A 19,961-nucleotide genomic window follows, 5' to 3' on the forward strand; every position below is an offset into this window, starting at 1 on the left:
GTAAACTCCGCGTCCTCGCCTGTTTCCGCCTTGTCTTTCCTTCGCTCGTTACGTTTTAACAGCGTCTGGCCCAGCTCCTAGACTCAGACTTTTTCCGCGCGCACGCATTGATGGCCATCAAGTGGTCAAGTGAACGACGCGCATCGGTCTGGCCGGGCATCGCCTGCGCTCCAATCATTCATCAGTCACTGACCCAAGGTTCTCCATGGCTCAATACGTCTTCACCATGCATCGGCTGGGCAAAGTTGTTCCGCCGAAGCGGGAAATCCTGAAAAACATTTCGCTGTCTTTCTTCCCCGGCGCCAAGATCGGCGTACTCGGCCTCAACGGTTCGGGTAAATCCACGCTGCTGAAAATCATGGCCGGCGTCGACACCGAGTTCGAAGGCGAAGCGCGCCCGATGCCGGAACTGAACATCGGTTACCTGCCGCAAGAGCCGCAACTGGATCCGACCAAGACCGTACGTGAAGTGGTCGAGGAAGCGGTCAGCGTGATCAAGGATGCGCAAGCGCGTCTGGACGAGGTCTACGCTGCCTACGCCGACCCGGATGCCGACTTCGACAAGCTGGCCGCCGAACAGGCCAAGCTCGAAGCGATCCTGCAGGCCAGCGATGGTCACAACCTGGAGCGTCAACTGGAAGTCGCCGCCGATGCGCTGCGTCTGCCGGCCTGGGACGCCAGGGTCGAGCACCTGTCCGGTGGTGAAAAGCGTCGTGTGGCCCTGTGCCGTCTGCTGCTGTCCGCTCCGGACATGCTGCTGCTCGACGAACCGACCAACCACCTGGATGCCGACTCCGTTGCGTGGCTCGAACACTTCCTGCACGACTTCCCGGGCACTGTGGTCGCGATCACGCACGACCGTTACTTCCTGGACAACGTCGCCGGCTGGATTCTGGAACTCGACCGCGGCGCGGGCATTCCTTACGAGGGCAACTACTCGGGTTGGCTGGAAGCCAAGTCCGAGCGTCTGGCCCAGGAATCCAAGCAGCAATCGGCTCACGAAAAAGCCATGAAGGAAGAACTGGAGTGGGTGCGCAAAGGCGCCAAGGCCCGTCAGTCCAAATCCAAGGCTCGTCTGCAACGCTTCGAAGAAATGCAGTCGCAGGAATTCCAGAAGCGTTCGGAAACCAACGAGATCTACATCCCTGCCGGTCCGCGCCTGGGTGACAAGGTCATCGAATTCAAGAACGTCACCAAGGGCTACGGCGATCGCGTGTTGATCGACAACCTGTCGTTTTCGATGCCCAAAGGCGCCATCGTCGGCGTGATCGGCGGTAACGGTGCCGGTAAGTCGACCCTGTTCCGCATGCTGATGGGCAAGGAAACGCCGGACTCCGGCAGCATCGAGATCGGCGAAACCGTACAACTGGCCTGCGTGGATCAGAGTCGCGAAGACCTGGATGGCAGCAAGACCGTGTTCCAGCAGATCTCCGACGGTTCCGACCAGATTCGCATCGGAAACTACGAGATCCCGTCGCGTACTTACGTCGGTCGCTTCAACTTCAAGGGCGGCGACCAGCAGAAGTTCGTCAAGGACCTGTCCGGTGGTGAGCGCGGTCGTCTGCACCTGGCGCTGACCCTGAAGGAGGGCGGCAACGTCCTGCTGCTCGACGAACCGTCCAACGACCTCGACGTTGAAACCCTGCGTTCCCTGGAAGAAGCCCTGCTGGACTTCCCGGGCGCCGCCATTGTGATCTCTCACGATCGGTGGTTCCTTGACCGCGTCGCGACTCACATCTTGGCGTACGAAGACGACTCGCAAGCGGTGTTCTTCGAAGGCAACTACACCGAGTACGAAGCCGATCGCAAAAAGCGCCTCGGCGAAGCAGCGGCCCAGCCACACCGGGTACGCCACAAGAAACTGGCCTGATTACAGGTTGGTTGCATGAAAAAGCGGAGCCTTCGGGCTCCGCTTTTTTTTGCCTGCAATGCAGACTGTTTTATAGCGTGTGTACTATTTGTTTTCATAAATGCGACATTTTTGTCTGTTGCTGTGTACATGTCGTTTGTTACAGTCCGGCTCAATCTCCTCCAACGACAACAAATTTGCCGAGACTTTTCCCATGATCGAATCCGTCGAATCCTTCCTCGCCCGTCTGAAAAAACGCGATCCGGATCAACCCGAATTCCACCAGGCTGTCGAAGAAGTCCTGCGCAGCCTGTGGCCGTTTCTCGAAGCCAATCCGCACTATCTGACCTCGGGGATTCTGGAGCGCATCTGCGAGCCGGAGCGGGCGGTGGTATTCCGGGTGTCGTGGGTCGACGATCAAGGCAAGGTCCAGGTCAATCGCGGTTTCCGCATCCAGATGAACAGCGCCATCGGCCCGTATAAGGGCGGCTTGCGCTTCCATCCTTCGGTGAACCTGGGCGTACTGAAATTCCTCGCCTTCGAACAGACCTTCAAGAACTCCCTGACCTCGCTGCCGATGGGTGGTGGCAAGGGCGGTTCGGACTTCGATCCGAAGGGCAAAAGCGACGCCGAGGTCATGCGTTTTTGCCAGGCGTTCATGAGCGAGCTGTATCGCCACATCGGTGCCGACGTGGACGTGCCGGCCGGCGACATCGGTGTCGGTGCGCGGGAGATCGGTTTCCTGTTCGGTCAGTACAAGCGCCTGAGCAATCAGTTCACCAGCGTGCTGACCGGCAAGGGCATGACCTATGGCGGAAGCCTGATTCGCCCGCAAGCCACCGGTTTCGGTTGCGTGTACTTCGCCGAGGAAATGCTCAAGCGCCGCGAGCAGGCCGTTGAAGGCAAGCGCGTGGCGATCTCCGGTTCCGGCAACGTTGCGCAGTACGCGGCTCGCAAAGTGATGGATCTGGGCGGCAAGGTGATTTCCCTGTCCGACTCCGAGGGCACGCTGTATTGCGAGGCCGGCCTGAGCGAAGAGCAATGGCTGGCGCTGCTGGAACTGAAGAACGTCAAGCGCGGGCGGATCAGCGAACTGGCTTGCGCCTTCGGCCTGGAGTTCCGTGCGCGTCAGCTGCCATGGTCGTTGCCGTGCGACATCGCGCTGCCATGCGCGACTCAGAACGAACTCGACGCCGAATCCGCCCGCACTTTGTTGCGTAACGGCTGCACCTGCGTGGCCGAGGGCGCGAACATGCCGACCACTCTTGAGGCTGTGGATATCTTTATCGAGGCCGGCATTCTGTTCGCGCCGGGCAAGGCCTCCAATGCCGGCGGCGTGGCGGTCAGTGGGCTGGAAATGTCGCAGAACGCCATGCGCCTGCTGTGGACGGGCGGCGAGGTGGACAGCAAACTGCACGGGATCATGCAGTCGATCCACCACGCCTGCGTGCATTACGGTGAGGAAAACGGCCGGATCAACTACGTCAAAGGCGCGAACATCGCCGGCTTCGTCAAAGTCGCCGACGCGATGCTCGCCCAGGGCGTGGTTTAAGCAACGGGGTTCACGAGCGCTCGATGCGGATCACTTCAATCAGTTGATCGCCGGCCGGGCGCTGCCACAGCACTTCGTCGTTGAGCCGCGCGCCAAGCAACGCACGGCCCAGCGGTGAGGCCCAGTTGATCAGGCCGTTGGCCGCATCGGCCTGATCTTCGCCGACCAATTGCACCCGACGCTCGGTGTTATGTTCGTCGGCGTAGGTCACCCAACTGCCGATCTGCACTTTGTCGGTCGAGGTCGGAACGGCCGCGACCTGTGCGCTGGCGACCCGTTGATTGAAATAACGCAAATCCCGTTCGAGGTCGGCCAGTCGCTGCTTGTCGGCCTGTTCGCCCCTGGCGGCCTCTTCGGCGTGCAGGGTTTGCAGTTCGGCGACCTTGGCCTGCAACTGGGCAAACCCTTGCGGCGTGACGTAATTGGGCTGGGTGCTGACCTGCCGTTCGACCGGCTGATCGGCTTGCGCAGCGGCGTTCTCTTCGTTGACGAAAGCGCGACTCATGATGGGCTCCTGTTATAGCCGTTGGGCCATGGTCGCAGGCAAAAGGTTTCGCCGGATGTCTGGAAACGACCTACTGCGAACGATAAGCCCGCGCGGCACCCTGATCCTTTTCCTGCTGCCAGGCGCGCTCGCGTTCGTCCCAGTGCTCGTTGCGATACTGTTCGCGATCCTTGTTTTCCAGCATTGCCTGACACTGCCGGAAGCCGTCGCTCCAGCCTTCGGCGTATTGCTTGTCCTTGAGATAACGCGGCACGTTCTTGCGAAACTCGCCGCTGATCGAACCGGCCGCCTGACGACCGCTGATGCAACCGTCATCGAAACCGTCGGCGAACGCCGGTGGATAACCCTTGGCAATCAAATCTTCGTGGGTGCTCTGACAGCCACCCAACAACAGCAATACACCCGCAAAAACCGCACACCGCCACATCACACTCTCCCGGGCCGGTTTTCCGGCTTATGGGGAAAGTCTAGAAGATGATTCGTCGGGCTTTGGTGAAAGGCCTGTAAGTAATTCGTTAACCAGTGGAGATCCCTGTGGGAGCGGGCTTGCCCGCGATGAGGCCATCAGACTCAACATCTCTGTTGACTGATCATTCGCTATCGCGGGCAAGCCCGCTCCCACAGGTTCAGGGAAATGTTCGGGATCAGTAGTGATACCACTTCACTTCCAGCATCACCTCGGTCTCCGGTGTGGCCAGGTGGCTGAATTCACGCTGGGCACTCAGGCGCAGGCCGAGGTTGCGCGACAACTCCCATTGCTGATTCAGACTCAGGCTACGGCGCACTTCACCATTGAAGAAGTAATCGCCTTTGGCCTCCACGCTGAGATTGCCCAGCGGGTTCTTCCACAACACGCCGGTATTGAAACCGCCTGCGGGAGAAACGAACTCGGCGAAATCATTGTTGTGTTCGACGCGCACGGTGCCGAGGGCGAACCCCAGCACATCGTCACCCAGCGCCCAGGTTCCGCCACCGCCACCGTTGACGTGGCTGACCAGGGTTTCGTCGTCATGCTTGCCCGGCACACGTTCAAGACCCCCGGTGACTTGCCACGACAGCGGCTGCAACAGCGCGTTGCGCGGCGTCAGTGAGCGGATGGTCGCCAGATCCAGTTGCTGGAATTGCCAGTGATTGCCTTCGTACTGGCGCAGCTTCATTTGCAGGATTTCGATCTGCGCGCCAAGGGGGAAACTCTCGGCGTTGTCGTTGAGGTCGTGATAGGCCATGCGCAAGCCGTACTCGCCGAACGCGCGGTCACCGCGAGTGCCGAGACCTGCCTGCCAGGTGCGCGATTCGTGGCCGTCTTCGGGCAGGCCCGGTTGCGGAATTTGCAGCTCCGGCGCCGGGTTTTTGTTGATCGCCCGCAGCAATTCGAAACTGCGCTGCGCCCGCTGCGGATCACGTTCCTGGCCGTTGGCGCGGTAGCGTTCCAGCCGATACGCCGCGTCGATGATCAGCGCTTGGCGATCCCGGGGCAGGGCCTTGAAGGTCGGATCCTGCAATTGCTGTTGATCGGCGCTGACTTTCAGCACCCATTCCTGTTCCTCGCCGCTCAGGGGGGCGGCACGGCTGAGCAGTTCGCGCTCGCGGGACGGACGATATTCGATGTGCTCGACCAGCCCGGCTTCCTTCACCGCTTTGACGGTGTCGGTGGGGATCGCGGTCAGCGGGAATTGTTCGGTCAGGCGCAGACTCGGGCGCGCCACCTGCAACAGTTCGAGCAGGCGATACGAGCAGTTTTCATCGAAGAAGAAATAGTCGAACTGGATCTGCTTCAACTCCCACACGTGTTCGACCATCCGCGCGGTTTCGGCTTGCGTCAGATTGAGCCGGTATTCCCACAGATCGCGGTTTTCCAGGCTGCGGTATTCCGAGAGTTTTTCCTGATAGGGCACCAGCGCGAACAGTCCCGGATAACCACCCATCAAGCCTTTCCAGGCGTAAAGAATGCTGTTGTCCGAGCCTTCGATGTAGGCGCCGAAGTTGATCGCGTAGCTGAGCAGCGAGGTCTTGTCGCTTTGCACGTCGGCCTGGTCGATGCGCAGCAGGGTGTGGCCGAACATCGACGACGGGCTGTTGAGGTAGGCCGCCGGGAAAATCATCACCGCGCTGTGGGGCGAGACGTCCTTGAACCACTTCTTGAATTCGGCGCAGTCCGGCGTCGGCAGGTCGGTCAGGTTGAGCTGGTCTTTCAGCCAGCGCGTGCGCGCCGGGTAGATGCACTGGGCGTGTTGCTCACCGAGACTGGCGGGGGCGTACAGCGCTTGTACGGTGGCCGCCAGTTCATGGTCGGGGTGTTTGTTGCCATCGGGGGCGAGGAAGAATTTTTTGTCGCTGACGTAGCTGCGCCAGCCACCGAGTTTGGCGGTTTCGTAATGACCGAGGGAAATCCAGAAACGGTCGTTGGCCAGTTGCTGCAAACGTTGAGGGTCGATGTGGGGCGCGGCGGACAGCGGGGCGCAGACACACAGCGCCAGCCAGGCAAGGCGTTTGAGCATAAATGGCAACTTAAGTCGAAAGAAACAAAGACCCAAGGAGGGCGGGCCGAAAAAATAAAACCCGCTTCCCGAAGGAAGCGGGTGGGTCGAGCTTAAGCCTGAGTCGCGTACTTGGCCAGACGTGGGTCTGCCTTCAGGACGGCCAGGGTGTTGGTATGCACGTCTTCGGCGGTCACGTCAGCCTTGCTGAAGATCTGCTGGAAGTGCTCGTGAGTGACGGCGGCGAAGTGCGCACGGTCTTCCGGCGCCACGCCCAGTACCACGGCATAGGTCGTCAGCGCTTCGCCGTTGCCTTTTGCCATGTCTTCGGACAGCTCGTTCATCATGCCATTCATGGCAAACCAGGATTTGCCGCCGTAGGTCAGCGAAGCGTTGGTGGAGCAACCGTTGGTGCCGGACGTCATGCCGAAGGTGGCATTGCCGGAGGTGCCGTTGGTGGTGGATGCCAGGAAGTGAGCCGGGGTGCCACGCTGACCTTCGAACAGCATGTTGCCCCAACCGCAATCCGGGCCCCCTGGAGCTTGCGCCATCGCGTTGATGGATACAGCGGTGAAGAGAGTACCGAGAAGAATCCGTTTCATAGCTTTGTTCTCTTTATGTGCATACCAATGGACAGGGTTCTGGCCCCCAAGCTCTGTACGAAACAGATCCAGACGAAGCCAGTGGGCCGGTATTAGTTCCAGCCGCGCAGTTTGGAGTTTAGGCACGTTCCGAGGGTTCCGTGAGTTTTTGCACAATATTTGGAATAAACCCCGGTTTGGCGGGGCCCGAGTGCAGGCAGGCCGGTTGTCTATGCTTTGTGGTGTGGCGCGCCTTGCCAGTGGGGCACGGGCAGCGCCAGAATGCCGCTATCTGCCCCGCCTGATTGTTAAGGAAGCCCGATGCCTGATCCTGTTGCTGCCAGCTTGCGTCTAGCGCCCGAAGCGCTGACCCGTCCGTTTTCCGCTGAACAGTTCAGCTTCACTACCACCAATGATCTGGAGCCCTTTCGCGGTGTGCTTGGCCAGGAACGTGCGGTCGAAGCCTTGCAGTTCGGTGTGGCCATGCCACGCCCCGGTTACAACGTATTCGTCATGGGCGAGCCCGGCACCGGCCGTTTCTCGTTCGTCAAACGCTACCTGAAAGCCGAAGGCAAACGCCTGCAGACCCCGGCGGACTGGGTCTACGTCAACAATTTCGATGAGCCGCGCGAACCTCGCGCCCTGGAGTTGCCGTCCGGCAGCGCCGCTGCGTTCATCGGCGATATCAACGGCCTGATCGACAACCTGCTGGCGACCTTTCCTGCGGTTTTCGAGCACCCGTCCTACCAGCAGAAGAAGAGCGCCATCGATCGCGCCTTCAACCAGCGCTACGACAAGGCACTGGACGTCATCGAGCGCCTGGCCCTGGAAAAAGACGTCGCCCTGTATCGCGACAGCAGCAACATCGCCTTTACCCCGATGCTCGAAGGCAAGGCGCTGGATGAAGCTGAATTCGCCCAGTTGCCGGAAGCCGAGCGCGAACGCTTTCACGATGATATTTCCAGCCTTGAAGAGCGTCTGAACGAAGAACTCGCCAGCCTGCCGCAATGGAAGCGCGAGTCGAACAACCAGCTGCGTCAGCTCAACGAAGAAACCATCACCCTGGCCTTGCAGCCCTTGCTCGCACCGCTGTCGGAAAAGTACGCGGAAAACGCTGCCGTCTGTGGTTACCTGCAAGCGATGCAGGTGTATCTGCTGAAAACCGTGGTCGAGCAACTGGTCGATGACAGCAAGACCGACGCGGTCGCGCGCAAGCTGCTGGAAGAGCAATACGCGCCGAGTCTGGTGGTCGGTCATCCGGCCAGCGGCGGTGCGCCGGTGGTGTTCGAACCGCATCCGACCTACGAAAACCTGTTCGGTCGCATCGAATACACCACCGATCAGGGCGCGCTCTACACCACCTATCGCCAGTTGCGTCCGGGTGCGTTGCACCGCGCCAATGGCGGTTTCCTGATCCTTGAAGCAGAAAAAATGCTCGGCGAGCCGTTCGTATGGGATGCGCTCAAGCGCGCCCTGCAATCGCGCAAGCTGAAGATGGAGTCGCCGCTGGGCGAAATGGGCCGTTTCGCCACCATGACGCTCAACCCGCAGCACATTCCGTTGCAGGTCAAAGTGATCATCATCGGTGCGCGCCAGCTGTATTACACGCTGCAAGACCTCGATCCGGACTTCCAGGAGATGTTCCGCGTTCTGGTGGACTTCGACGAAGACATCCCGATGGTCGACGAAAGCCTGGAGCAGTTCGCCCAGTTGCTGAAAACCCGTACTTCGGAAGAAGGCATGGCGCCGCTGACCGCCGACGCGGTGGCGCGTCTGGCGACCTACAGTGCGCGCCTGGCCGAGCATCAGGGGCGTTTGTCGGCGCGGATCGGCGATCTGTTCCAGCTGGTCAGCGAGGCGGATTTCATCCGGCATCTGGCCAACGATGAAATGACCGACGCCGGCCACATCGAGCGTGCGCTCAAGGCCAAGGCCACCCGCACCGGTCGTGTCTCGGCGCGGATTCTCGACGACATGCTGGCGGGGATCATTCTGATCGACACCGACGGCGCGGCGGTCGGCAAATGCAACGGTTTGACTGTGCTTGAAGTCGGCGACTCGGCGTTCGGTGTGCCGGCGCGGATTTCCGCCACGGTGTACCCGGGCGGCAGCGGCATCGTCGACATCGAGCGCGAGGTCAACCTCGGTCAGCCGATCCACTCCAAGGGCGTGATGATTCTCACCGGGTATCTGGGCAGCCGTTATGCACAGGAATTCCCGCTGGCGATTTCCGCGAGCATCGCGCTGGAGCAATCCTACGGCTACGTCGATGGCGACAGTGCGTCGCTGGGCGAGGCGTGTACGCTGATTTCGGCGTTGTCGAAAACCCCGCTCAAGCAGTGCTTCGCGATCACCGGGTCGATCAACCAGTTCGGTGAGGTGCAGGCGGTGGGCGGGGTCAACGAGAAGATCGAAGGCTTCTTCCGTCTCTGCGAAGCGCGCGGTTTGACGGGCGAGCAGGGTGCGATCATTCCGCAGGCCAACGTCGCCACGCTGATGCTCGACGAGAAGGTGTTGGCGGCAGTGCGTGCCGGGCAGTTCCACGTTTACGCGGTGCGTCAGGCCGATGAAGCGTTGAGCCTGCTGGTGGGCGAGCCGGCCGGTGAGCCGAACGAGGAAGGCGAATTCCCCGAAGGCAGCGTCAATGCGCGGGTGGTGGAGCGCCTGCGAGTGATTGCCGAGATGATCAGCGAAGACGATTTGAAAGAGGCCGAGAAGGAACTGGCGCAGGAGGCGCTGGCTGAGGCCAAACCGGCTTGAGTCAGGCGGCGATCATAAAACGGGAGCCTTGTGCTCCCGTTTTTGTTTTGTCGCGAACGTCGGCAAAAGTGCCATCACTCTGGCGTCAATATTCACACAATGACCATTCGGCGCCTTCTGGTTCTGTGCGGCTTGCGCGCCGGACTTTTCTTCTATTCTCTGCTCAAGGACATCGACAGTATCACTGGATCGAAACAGCTCTTCAGCAAGGGCTGAACACCGGCTTTACCGAGGGTCGCCGCCATGTCGCGCAACCTCTGCCTCACCCGTCAATGCCTGGGTCTTGTGACCCGTATCGAATGCGCCATCAAGCCGTTGGCCGGCGATAACGGCATGTGGACGCTGCTCTTCGCCGCCGGCATGGCCGGTGAACAACCTTCCGCCATCAAGGCTCAGGGCCCGTTTCACGGGCCGATCGCCGCCGAGTCGATTCTCGACACCATCGTTGAAAGCCTGACGATGCACGGCTATGAACTGGCCAATGATCCACAGATCTGGTCGTTGCATCTGCAGGCGCAGTTGCGACAGATCAATGGTGGACGCGGACGCAGCATCGGCACTTTCGACCATTAGCGTCGATCAACGGTGCCGATCAGGGCGCTGCGCCCTGGGTCTGCGCTTTGTCGAGTTTGACCTCGAAGCCGTATTGCACGGTGGTGAGGTCGGTTCGCTGGTAGGTTTCCACGTGCGTCGGATGGCCGTAGAAATAATGCACGCCGAATAACGCCGGCCCTTCCGCGCTCGCGTCGTGACTGACCGACAGAATCTGCTTCAGGTAATGTCCGCTGTCGTCCTTGACGAAGAATCGCCATTCGTTGGCGGGGAATCGCTTCAAATCCACCACCAAGGCGTTGCTCCTGATTTCCAGACCTTTGGGCAGGGCCTTGGCTTCATAAGCCTTTTTGTCCACTGTGGCCAGGAACAACGGCATCGAGCCGACGGCAATCGCCGGGGTTTCCGGGAACAGATTCAGGTCGTAGGTGATGGTCGCCTGTAGCGGATCGACCTGGTATGCCTCGGGCGGCAGTTCGATGGGCTCGTCGAGTTTGCCGTTGTGTTTTTCAGTGAAAAACGTCACCGGGCTTTCGCCGGGGCTGAAGTCGTCGCCGAGCATTTCATCATTGAAGGTTTTGCGGTGGTCGAACTCGATGCGCGCGGCGCTTGGTTCTTCGACCGATTGGCGGATATGAACGCCGCTTTTCAGCTGTTCTTCTGTCAGGGATGCGCCCTTGAGCCAGTCGGGCGCCTGGTCGTCGTAGACGGTGATCGGCAGGTCTAGTGGCTGCACGGTTTTTTCCGTGGTGTGCGGATCGAACTCGCGCACGGGCAGATCCAGCGCCTTGCGGGTGACGGTCGCTTCGGAAAAATCCAGCAGGCTGACTTCAAGGGTGTCGATCGGGCCGTTGAAGTACACCTTGTTGTAGTGGCGCGGGTGCTGTTGCTCAAAGGCCCGTTGTTCATCGTCCAGTTTTTTTTCCAGCGCCTCGCTCCAGGCTTTCTGCTGTTGCAGATAAGCCAGCTGCTTTTGATAGAACGCCACCTGTTCGGGGTTTTCGTTGATGGCGCCGGCACGCACCAGATACTGGCCCGTCGAGTCGCGGGCCTGGACGATCAACGGATTGAGCCGGGTGTTGGCGACTTCCGGGGCGAGCGGCAACTGGTTGCTGAACTCCAGTTCGGCGTAGTGCGTGTCAAGTTTCAGCAAGGTCACGCTGAGGTTGCCGTCGGAGCGGGTCTGGCCGACGTCCTTTTTATCCAGATTGAAACTGTGCAGGCGTTTCGGGGCGATGACTTCCACCTGGCCTTGCAGGCTGACCGGGCGCGGCAGATTCTTCTTGTCGACATTCAACCCTTCGATAAACGGGTAGGTAACGGTCAGGTCATCGGGGTTGGTGACGTTGGAGCTGGATGGGCTCAGCTGAATGCCAGGATCGGTTTCCGACCATTCCGGCTGATAGGCAATGACCCGTTTGTTGCTCAGGGTTACCGATTGCCATTCCACGCCATGGGGGAACAGAAAGCCGCCGGGGATGTTGAGCACGAAAGGGAACACCGGTTGCAGATCGGTGAGGTAATCGGAGCTGGAATCCTTGTGCAACACAAACAGGCCATTGATGAACGTGTCGACCAGTGCCTGGGGTGTCGGGTAGTGCCGGAGTACGCCGAGGGCGTCTTCGCCGTATTCGGTCCGGGGCGGTTTGTTGTCGAGCTTCTGTTGCGCGCGTTCGAGCAGCAACAGCGAACCGCCGAGTTCGGTCACGGCATCCTTGAGTTTCGGATCGGTGATAGCGTCCAGCGATTGCTCGAACCGGGCGGTCTTTTCTTCAAGGCTGACGGCATGCTTTTCATCGCCGGGCGAACATCCGCCAAGCCACAGGGCGAAGCAAATTCCGGCAGTCGTTATCGGCAATCGCACATCCATTTTCCAGTCGTCCTGTCCACTGTCGCTGGGCTGTCAATGGTTTGGACACTAGCAGAAAAACTTTGACACACACACGCAGGTGGCGGATTTCCGGGCGGTTTCTGGCTGTCATGGGCGGCTGGTATACTCGCCGCCGATTTCAACCCTTCTTGTGTGAGAGTCAATGGAACGCTTTATCGAAAATGCAATGTACGCCACGCGCTGGCTGCTGGCGCCGATCTACATCGGGCTGTCCCTCGGGCTGCTGGCGCTGGCATTGAAATTCTTCCAGGAAGTGTTTCATGTCATTCCCAACGTTTTCTCCATGGCCGAGTCCGAGCTGATTCTGGTGCTGCTGTCGTTGATCGACATGGCGCTGGTCGGCGGCTTGCTGGTGATGGTGATGATTTCCGGCTACGAGAACTTCGTCTCCGAACTGAACATCGATGAAGGCAAAGAGAAGCTCAGCTGGCTGGGCACCATGGACTCCTCGTCGCTGAAGATGAAAGTGGCGGCGTCGATCGTGGCAATCTCCTCGATCCACCTGCTGCGGATCTTCATGGACGCCAAGAACGTCGATCCCGAGCACCTGATGTGGTACGTGATCATCCACATGACCTTCGTGGTCTCGGCGTTTGCCATGGGTTACCTGGACAAGCTCACCAAGCACTGATGAGCTGACGATTGCTGTAACAAAACCGCCCGTTTGTTGCGAAACAGACGGGCGGTGTCGTTTGTGGCTTGTGCTTTGTGGCGCCGAGGCATATCCCTGTAGGTCTCAAGGCTCGCCACCGCGTGAGGTGCGTTCATGAACCTGCAAGAGTTGAATGCGTTTGCCGTCGCCAGAAAGGTCGACGAACTGAATCTGATCTCCATGGAAGGCGGAATCTATCTGCTCGAAGCCCGGATGCATGGCGCGGCGTACCCGCTGAGCGATGCACAGGGGAAAATGCTGACGCTGCGTTCGGTCGAGCATGCCCGGGATGTGCTGCATGACTTGCCGGTGCTGCCGTTCAACCTGGTGCACACCTCGGTGCACGATGAAATGTGCGGTCTTGGCGCCAGTGCCGAAGAAAGCCTGAAGGTGCCGCTGGCCTGGCGATCCGCGCTGTAGGCCCTGGGGCCTGATCAATGCCGGAACATCTGTGCTAGTCTGCTCGCCCTTTTGGTTCCGGGCGCGCCGGGACGCGCTGTGTACGCACGGCATGTCCTGAGGCCGTCCGCACAGCGGAGCAGTGTCATGTCCGAAGTAAATCTGTCCACCGACGAAACCCGCGTCAGCTACGGCATCGGCCGTCAACTGGGTGACCAGCTGCGCGACAACCCGCCACCGGGTGTCAGCCTGGACGCCATCCTGGCCGGTCTGACTGACGCCTTCGCCGGCAAGCCAAGCCGCGTGGGTCAGGAAGAGCTGTCCGCCAGCTTCAAAGTGATCCGCGAGATCATGCAAGCCGAAGCCGCTGCCAAGGCTGAAGCCGCCGCTGGTGAAGGCCGTGCGTTCCTGGCTGAAAACGCCAAGAAAGACGGCATCACCACGCTGGCTTCCGGTCTGCAATTCGAAGTGCTGACTCAGGGCGAAGGCGCCAAGCCATCCCGTGAAGACACCGTACGTACTCACTACCACGGCACGCTGATCGACGGCACTGTGTTCGACAGCTCCTACGAGCGTGGCCAGCCGGCTGAATTCCCGGTGGGTGGCGTTATCGCTGGCTGGACCGAAGCCCTGCAACTGATGAATGCCGGCAGCAAATGGCGTCTGTACGTGCCGAGCGAACTGGCTTACGGCGCTCAAGGCGTTGGCAGCATCCCGCCGCACAGCGTTCTGGTGTTCGACGTCGAGCTGCTCGACGTTCTGTAACCCCCGTTACCCTGCACAAGCGTGGCTTGTGCAGGGTTGCTTCGCCGTTCTCATACTTCGATCTTGTTGTGCAGTTCACTGGTCGGGCGCAAGGCCCGGGCATAGCAGAACAGGAACAGATTGCGCACCAGCTCCTTGAGCACCAATGGCTCGCTGGAACTCAGGCCGTTGACGTCCAGATCCCCTTGATCCTGCAATTCGTGCAGGGCTTCTTCTTCCAGTACGGCGCAGACCTCACCGGTTTCCCTATGCAGGATCCTGAGGTACGGGTGCGGGCGATCCAGCCAGGCGTCGATCAAATAAGTCATGGGTCTCATCTCCATTGAAAAGGTTTCAATGAGAATAATTCTTATTCGTCAAATAGCAAGCGCCTATTGGCGGTTTGTGATTTTTTGCGGGTAAAGATTGCGTAAGGTCAAAACGGCTGGCGTTTGGCTGTTGCGAGGATTTGTTGGGGATCGTGGGGGAGGGTGAAGCTCCATCCCACGGCGGGCGCGGGATGGAAGACAGCAGACTCAGACTTTTCTGACAAACTCGGATTTGAGTTTCATCGGGCCGATGCCGTCGATCTTGCAGTCGATGTCGTGATCGCCATCGCACAGGCGGATGTTCTTGACCTTGGTGCCGACCTTGACCACCAGGGAGGTACCCTTGACCTTCAGGTCCTTGATCACGGTGATGGTGTCGCCGTCCTGCAGGACATTACCGACCGAATCTTTCTTCACGGCATCATCGGACGCCACTTCGGCTTCACCGCCGGCAGACCACTCGTGGGCGCACTCCGGGCACACCAGTTGGGTGCCGTCTTCGTAGGTGTATTCGGAATTGCATTTCGGGCAGGGTGGCAACGTGCTCACTAAGGCTCCTTGGAGAGGGGATCGCTAAAAGTCGCACATTGTATAGGGTTTTAGCCGCCGATGGCAGGCAACAAAAAACCGCAGGCTCCATCGGAGGCTGCGGTTTTTTGATGACGCGATGCTGATCAGTGCGTGCGGGCGACCGAGAACTCGCTCAGTTCAACCAGTGCATCGCGGTATTCGCTGGCCGGCAGCGCGTCGAGGCACTTGATCGCACGGGCCACGTAATCGCGGGCCAGTTGCGCGGTGTATTCCAGCGAACCGGACGCTTCCACGGCGATGCGGATGCTTTCCAGGTCTTCGATCCCACCTTTCTGGATCGCCTGGCGTACCAGTGCGGCTTGCTCTGGCGTGCCTTCGCGCATGGTGTAGATCAGCGGCAGGGTCGGCTTGCCTTCCGCCAGATCGTCACCGACGTTCTTGCCCAGGGTTTCGGCGTCGCCCTTGTAGTCGAGCAGGTCATCTACCAGCTGGAACGCCACGCCCAGGTGATCGCCGAAGGTGCGCAGGGCTTCGCTCTGCTCGGCGGTGGCACCTGCCAGCGCCGCGGCGCTGTGGGTCGAGGCTTCGAAGAGCATCGCGGTCTTGCCGCGGATGACTTCCATGTAGGTTTCTTCGGTGGTGCTGGCATCGCGAACCTTGGACAGCTGCAGCACTTCGCCTTCGGCGATGATGCGCGTGGCCTGGGACAGGATCTTCATCACCGGCATCGAGCCCAGTTCGACCATCATTTCGAACGAGCGCGAGTACAGGAAGTCGCCGACCAGTACGCTCGGGGCGTTGCCCCACATGGCGTTGGCGGTGGAGCGGCCACGGCGCATGCCGGACATGTCGACCACGTCGTCATGCAGCAGGGTGGCGGTGTGCAGGAATTCAATGGTGGCAGCCAGCAGGCGCATGTCGTCGCCTTCGCGACCCAGGGCCTTGCCACACAGCAGCACCAATAAAGGACGCAGGCGTTTGCCGCCGGCCGACGTGATGTAATCGCCGATTTTCGATACCAGCGGCACTCGGGAAGTCAGCTGCTTCTTGATGATGCCGTTGACGGCGCTAAAATCGTCCGCCACCGCGCGGTAGAAAGCTTGGGGTTGCATCAGCGACAGGTGCTCCAGAAGGGTTGCGCGGCATGCTAGGACCCACGTCCGGGCCTGTCAAGGCGCGATGGACGGCCCCTTGCATGACTTCGAAGGCTTGCGTACAATCGCGCACCCTGAACTTCCTGGGCAGCACCTGCCTTACGCAATTGCACTTGGGCCGTTCCAGCCCCATGCAGCCATGCCAGCCAATACCTCTTCTTATAAAGAGCTGGGTGAGCAGGATTATCGGAGAAATACCATGTACGCAGTAATCGTTACCGGCGGTAAGCAATACAAGGTCGCTGAAGGTGAATACCTGAAGATCGAAAAACTGGAAGTCGCTACTGGCGAATCCGTGACTTTTGACCGCGTTCTGTTGGTCGCCAATGGCGACGACGTGAACATCGGCGCACCTGTTGTTGCTGGCGCAACCGTCAAGGCTGAAGTGATCTCCCAAGGTCGTCACGATAAAGTCCGCATCATCAAGTTCCGTCGCCGTAAGCACCACATGAAGCGTATGGGCCACCGCCAGTGGTTCACCGAGATCAAAATCACCGGTATTCAGGCTTAATACAGCCTAATTCCTCACTAGGAGAATTGAACTCATGGCACACAAAAAAGCTGGTGGTAGTACCCGTAACGGTCGCGACTCAGAAGCCAAACGCCTTGGCGTGAAGATGTATGGCGGCCAGGTCATCAAGGCCGGCAACATCATCGTTCGTCAGCGCGGCACCCAATTCCACGCTGGCTACGGCGTTGGCATGGGTAAAGATCACACCCTCTTCGCGAAAATCGAAGGCGTGATCAAGTTTGAAGTAAAAGGCGCCTTCGGTCGTCGTTACGTGAGCGTTGTCGCAGCCTAACTGCGAGAGTGCTGGAGAAGCCCTGTCTTGCGACGGGGCTTTTTCGTTTGTGGGGTGAGTCTCTTGCAAAGCTGTTTGTATGGGCTGCCGGCGTGCGATGCAGGTCGTGGTTTGGGGTCGCTGCGCTCATTTTTGCAAGAGTCTTATGTCTTGATTGTTTTTCGGCTCGTCCGTGCGGCGAGAGGCGTTGGTTATGAAGTTTGTTGATGAAGTATCGATCCGCGTAAAGGCTGGCGACGGCGGCAATGGTTGCATGAGTTTCCGTCGGGAAAAATTCATTGAAAATGGTGGCCCGAACGGTGGTGACGGTGGCGACGGCGGTTCCATCTTCATGATGGCCGACGAAAACCTCAACACCTTGGTGGATTACCGTTACACCCGTCACTTCGAGGCTGAGCGCGGTTCCAACGGTGGCAGCACCGACTGCACCGGCAAGAAGGGCGAAGACCTGATCCTGCGCGTGCCGGTTGGCACCACGATCATCGACTCGGCTACCCAGGAAGTCATCGGCGACCTGACCAAATCCGGTCAGAAGCTGATGGTGGTTCAGGGTGGCTGGCACGGTCTGGGCAATACCCGTTTCAAATCCAGTACCAACCGTGCGCCGCGTCAGACGACCCCGGGCAAGCCGGGCGAGCAGCGCGACCTGAAACTGGAAATGAAAGTTCTGGCTGACGTCGGCCTGCTGGGTCTGCCGAATGCCGGTAAAAGTACCTTTATCCGTTCGGTTTCGGCTGCCAAGCCGAAAGTTGCCGATTACCCGTTCACTACGCTGGTGCCAAACCTGGGTGTGGTCAGTGTCGATCGCTGGAAAAGCTTCGTCATCGCCGATATCCCGGGGCTGATCGAAGGCGCTTCCGATGGTGCCGGCCTGGGGATCCGTTTCCTCAAGCACCTGGCGCGTACCCGTCTGTTGCTGCATCTCGTGGACATGGCTCCGCTGGATGAAAGCAGTGCGCCGGACGCTGCTGAAGTGATCGTCAACGAGCTGATCAAGTTCAGCCCGTCCCTGGCGGAGCGTGATCGCTGGCTGGTGCTGAACAAGTGCGACCAGATCCTCGAGGAGGAGCACGAAGAGCGCGTCAAGGAAATCGTTGAGCGCCTGCAATGGGAAGGTCCGGTCTACGTGATCTCGGCCATCGCCAAAGAAGGCACCGAGCGCCTGACGCGCGACATCATGCGTTACCTGGAAGATCGTGCCGATCGCCTGGCCAATGACCCGGCCTACAAGGAAGAGCTGGCTGATCTCGATCAGCGCATCGAAGACGAGGCCCGTGCCCAGTTGCAGGCGCTGGATGACAAGCGTGCCCTGCGTCGCAGCGGCGTGAAGTCGGTCCATGACATCGGCGAGGATGATTGGGACGAAGAAGATGTGGATGACGAAGACGGTCCGGAAATCATTTACGTGCGTGACTGATTCGTTGCAGTAAACTTAAGCGCCGCTCAATCGAGCGGCGTTTTAGTATCCGGAAATCGATTGTTGGTCACGAAGAACCACGAATAACGTTACGGGCAGTGTCAGGTCGCGCTGCCCTCAAGCTAAGGTTGAAGATGATGCGGAGCAAGGTGACAGGTGCGCAGCGTTGGGTCGTGAAGATCGGCAGCGCTTTGCTGACGGCGGATGGCAAGGGGCTGGATCGCGCAGCAATGGGTGTCTGGGTCGAGCAGATGGTGGCTCTGCATGAGGCTGGCGTCGAACTGGTGCTGGTGTCCTCCGGGGCTGTGGCGGCGGGCATGAGTCGCCTCGGCTGGACCGCTCGACCCAGTGCGATGCACGAGCTCCAGGCTGCTGCAGCCATCGGTCAGATGGGTCTGGTGCAGGCCTGGGAGTCGAGCTTTGCCGAGCATGGTCGGCACACTGCGCAGATTCTCCTGACTCACGACGACCTGTCCGATCGCAAGCGCTACCTGAACGCCCGCAGCACCTTGCGTGCGCTGGTCGAGCTGAAAGTCATTCCGGTGATCAACGAGAACGACACCGTGGTTACCGATGAAATTCGCTTCGGTGATAACGACACGCTCGCAGCGCTGGTGGCAAACCTGGTCGAGGCTGATCTGCTGGTGATCCTGACGGATCGCGACGGCATGTTTGACGCCGATCCGCGCAATAATCCGGACGCCCAGCTGATCTACGAAGCGCGCGCCGATGATCCGACGCTGGATGCAGTGGCGGGCGGCACTGGCGGTGCGCTGGGTCGTGGCGGCATGCAGACCAAGCTGCGTGCGGCGCGGCTGGCGGCGCGTTCCGGGGCACACACCATCATTGTTGGCGGGCGTCTGGAGCGTGTGCTTGACCGTCTGAAGGCGGGTGAGCGGATTGGTACGTTGCTGTCGCCCGAGCGCGGCATGCTCGCGGCGCGCAAGCAGTGGCTGGCCGGTCATCTGCAAACCCGCGGCACGCTGGTGCTGGATGATGGCGCGGTTTCCGCTTTGTCCCAAGGCAATAAAAGTTTGCTGCCGGTCGGTGTCAAGCTGGTTCAGGGCAGCTTCCGTCGTGGCGAAATGGTGGTTTGCGTGGCGCCGGACGGGCGTGAGATTGCCCGTGGCCTGGCCAACTACAGCGCGCTGGAAGCACAAAAAATCATCGGTCAGTCGTCGGATGCGATTGTCGGTTTGCTGGGTTACATGGCTGAGCCGGAACTGGTTCACCGTGACAATCTGATTCTGGTGTAAGGAAAACGCGATGCGCATGGCAAAAGGATTGTTGGGCTTGTTGATGGCGCTGCCATTGCTGGCCTCGGCCGAGGAAATCGGTCAGGTGTCGACGGTGTTCAAATTTGTCGGGCCGAACGACCGGATCGTGGTCGAGGCATTCGATGATCCGAAGGTTGAGGGTGTGACCTGCTACCTGTCGCGCGCCAAGACCGGTGGTGTGAAGGGTGGGTTGGGTCTGGCCGAGGATCGTGCCGAGGCGTCCATTGCCTGCCGTCAGGTCGGTCCGATCAACTTCAAGGGTGAGTTGAAGGATGGTGAAGAGGTGTTCAAGGAGCGCACTTCGCTGGTGTTCAAGACCATGCAGGTGGTGCGTTTCCTCGACAAGAAGCGCAACACGCTGGTGTATCTGGTCTACAGCGATCGTCTGATCGAAGGCAGTCCGCAGAATGCGGTGACGGCGATCCCGATTCTGCCGTGGGCGGCGGCTCATTAATCGCGCGTAAACAAAGAGGAGCCGGCTGGCTCCT

20 protein-coding genes are annotated in these 19,961 nt (G+C 59.8%); 12 read left to right on the forward strand and 8 right to left on the reverse strand.

Annotation, left to right across the window (positions count from 1 at the left end):
- The first annotated feature begins 205 nt into the window (after positions 1–205).
- Together ettA and gdhA are read left to right on the forward strand one after the other, a co-directional pair.
- Positions 206–1,870, forward strand: coding sequence for an energy-dependent translational throttle protein EttA (gene ettA, locus MKZ87_RS09350; RefSeq protein WP_085697543.1), 1,665 nt, complete (start codon positions 206–208; stop codon positions 1,868–1,870).
- A gap of 193 nt (positions 1,871–2,063) precedes the next feature.
- Positions 2,064–3,401, forward strand: a complete 1,338-nt coding sequence (gene gdhA, locus MKZ87_RS09355; protein ID WP_085703153.1) for an NADP-specific glutamate dehydrogenase — start codon at positions 2,064–2,066, stop codon at positions 3,399–3,401.
- A 10-nt stretch (positions 3,402–3,411) separates the two neighbouring features.
- Here gdhA and MKZ87_RS09360 read toward each other — a convergent pair whose 3' ends face one another.
- From MKZ87_RS09360 to MKZ87_RS09375, 4 genes are all read right to left on the reverse strand, one after another.
- Positions 3,412–3,906 carry a GreA/GreB family elongation factor gene (locus tag MKZ87_RS09360; RefSeq protein ID WP_085703154.1) on the reverse strand — a complete coding sequence of 165 codons (495 nt, stop codon included), beginning with the start codon at positions 3,904–3,906 and terminating at the stop codon, positions 3,412–3,414.
- A gap of 70 nt (positions 3,907–3,976) precedes the next feature.
- Positions 3,977–4,333 carry a hypothetical protein gene (locus MKZ87_RS09365; RefSeq protein ID WP_007950973.1) on the reverse strand — a complete coding sequence of 119 codons (357 nt, stop codon included), beginning with the start codon at positions 4,331–4,333 and terminating at the stop codon, positions 3,977–3,979.
- 217 nt (positions 4,334–4,550) lie between these two features.
- Positions 4,551–6,404: a DUF4105 domain-containing protein gene (locus MKZ87_RS09370; protein ID WP_085703155.1), complete on the reverse strand. Its 1,854-nt coding sequence runs from the start codon at positions 6,402–6,404 to the stop codon at positions 4,551–4,553.
- Positions 6,405–6,496: 92 nt separating this feature from the next.
- Positions 6,497–6,985, reverse strand: coding sequence for a DUF3015 domain-containing protein (locus MKZ87_RS09375; RefSeq protein WP_007950971.1), 489 nt, complete (start codon positions 6,983–6,985; stop codon positions 6,497–6,499).
- A 300-nt stretch (positions 6,986–7,285) separates the two neighbouring features.
- Between MKZ87_RS09375 and MKZ87_RS09380 the strand changes: the two genes are divergently transcribed.
- A complete protein-coding gene (locus tag MKZ87_RS09380; RefSeq protein WP_085697539.1) occupies positions 7,286–9,724 on the forward strand; it encodes a Lon protease family protein in 2,439 nt (812 codons plus the stop codon).
- 243 nt (positions 9,725–9,967) lie between these two features.
- Positions 9,968–10,297, forward strand: coding sequence for a hypothetical protein (locus MKZ87_RS09385; RefSeq protein ID WP_007950969.1), 330 nt, complete (start codon positions 9,968–9,970; stop codon positions 10,295–10,297).
- A 19-nt stretch (positions 10,298–10,316) separates the two neighbouring features.
- Here MKZ87_RS09385 and MKZ87_RS09390 read toward each other — a convergent pair whose 3' ends face one another.
- Complete coding sequence (locus tag MKZ87_RS09390) at positions 10,317–12,146, reverse strand: hypothetical protein (protein WP_085703156.1); 1,830 nt, start codon at positions 12,144–12,146, stop codon at positions 10,317–10,319.
- 163 nt (positions 12,147–12,309) lie between these two features.
- Here MKZ87_RS09390 and MKZ87_RS09395 point away from each other — a divergent pair, with 163 nt between their 5' ends.
- The 3 genes from MKZ87_RS09395 (at position 12,310) to MKZ87_RS09405 (ending at position 13,983) form a co-directional block, all read left to right on the forward strand.
- Entirely contained in the window at positions 12,310–12,798 is a 489-nt protein-coding gene (locus tag MKZ87_RS09395; protein WP_085689720.1) for a TIGR00645 family protein, read from the forward strand.
- A 135-nt stretch (positions 12,799–12,933) separates the two neighbouring features.
- Complete coding sequence (locus MKZ87_RS09400; protein WP_085689722.1) at positions 12,934–13,239, forward strand: DUF6482 family protein; 306 nt, start codon at positions 12,934–12,936, stop codon at positions 13,237–13,239.
- A gap of 126 nt (positions 13,240–13,365) precedes the next feature.
- The gene (locus MKZ87_RS09405; protein WP_085689724.1) at positions 13,366–13,983 is read left to right on the forward strand and encodes an FKBP-type peptidyl-prolyl cis-trans isomerase; all 618 of its coding nucleotides are present in this window, start codon (positions 13,366–13,368) and stop codon (positions 13,981–13,983) included.
- A gap of 50 nt (positions 13,984–14,033) precedes the next feature.
- On the opposite strand, the gene MKZ87_RS09410 is transcribed toward MKZ87_RS09405, so the two are convergent.
- The 3 genes from MKZ87_RS09410 to MKZ87_RS09420 form a co-directional block, all read right to left on the reverse strand.
- Positions 14,034–14,291 (reverse strand): hypothetical protein, encoded by a 258-nt coding sequence (locus MKZ87_RS09410; RefSeq protein WP_085697537.1) that lies wholly within the window; start codon positions 14,289–14,291, stop codon positions 14,034–14,036.
- Between the two features lie 207 nt (positions 14,292–14,498).
- The gene (locus MKZ87_RS09415) at positions 14,499–14,840 is read right to left on the reverse strand and encodes a zinc ribbon domain-containing protein YjdM (RefSeq protein ID WP_007950963.1); all 342 of its coding nucleotides are present in this window, start codon (positions 14,838–14,840) and stop codon (positions 14,499–14,501) included.
- Between the two features lie 125 nt (positions 14,841–14,965).
- Positions 14,966–15,934: a polyprenyl synthetase family protein gene (locus tag MKZ87_RS09420; protein ID WP_266200701.1), complete on the reverse strand. Its 969-nt coding sequence runs from the start codon at positions 15,932–15,934 to the stop codon at positions 14,966–14,968.
- Positions 15,935–16,175: 241 nt separating this feature from the next.
- Here MKZ87_RS09420 and rplU point away from each other — a divergent pair, with 241 nt between their 5' ends.
- The 5 genes from rplU to MKZ87_RS09445 all read left to right on the forward strand — a co-directional run bounded on the left by rplU (position 16,176) and on the right by MKZ87_RS09445 (position 19,927).
- The gene (gene rplU, locus MKZ87_RS09425; protein WP_003228361.1) at positions 16,176–16,487 is read left to right on the forward strand and encodes a 50S ribosomal protein L21; all 312 of its coding nucleotides are present in this window, start codon (positions 16,176–16,178) and stop codon (positions 16,485–16,487) included.
- A 34-nt stretch (positions 16,488–16,521) separates the two neighbouring features.
- The gene (gene rpmA, locus MKZ87_RS09430) at positions 16,522–16,779 is read left to right on the forward strand and encodes a 50S ribosomal protein L27 (protein WP_003228360.1); all 258 of its coding nucleotides are present in this window, start codon (positions 16,522–16,524) and stop codon (positions 16,777–16,779) included.
- A gap of 193 nt (positions 16,780–16,972) precedes the next feature.
- Positions 16,973–18,196 (forward strand): Obg family GTPase CgtA, encoded by a 1,224-nt coding sequence (gene cgtA, locus MKZ87_RS09435; protein ID WP_085697536.1) that lies wholly within the window; start codon positions 16,973–16,975, stop codon positions 18,194–18,196.
- Between the two features lie 137 nt (positions 18,197–18,333).
- The gene (gene proB, locus MKZ87_RS09440) at positions 18,334–19,452 is read left to right on the forward strand and encodes a glutamate 5-kinase (RefSeq protein WP_045121906.1); all 1,119 of its coding nucleotides are present in this window, start codon (positions 18,334–18,336) and stop codon (positions 19,450–19,452) included.
- Positions 19,453–19,462: 10 nt separating this feature from the next.
- Positions 19,463–19,927 carry a CreA family protein gene (locus MKZ87_RS09445; RefSeq protein WP_085697535.1) on the forward strand — a complete coding sequence of 155 codons (465 nt, stop codon included), beginning with the start codon at positions 19,463–19,465 and terminating at the stop codon, positions 19,925–19,927.
- The last annotated feature ends 34 nt before the right edge of the window (positions 19,928–19,961 follow it).

It is taken from the genome of Pseudomonas sp. MCal1 (assembly GCF_026341415.1).
In the GTDB taxonomy this organism is placed as follows: domain Bacteria; phylum Pseudomonadota; class Gammaproteobacteria; order Pseudomonadales; family Pseudomonadaceae; genus Aquipseudomonas.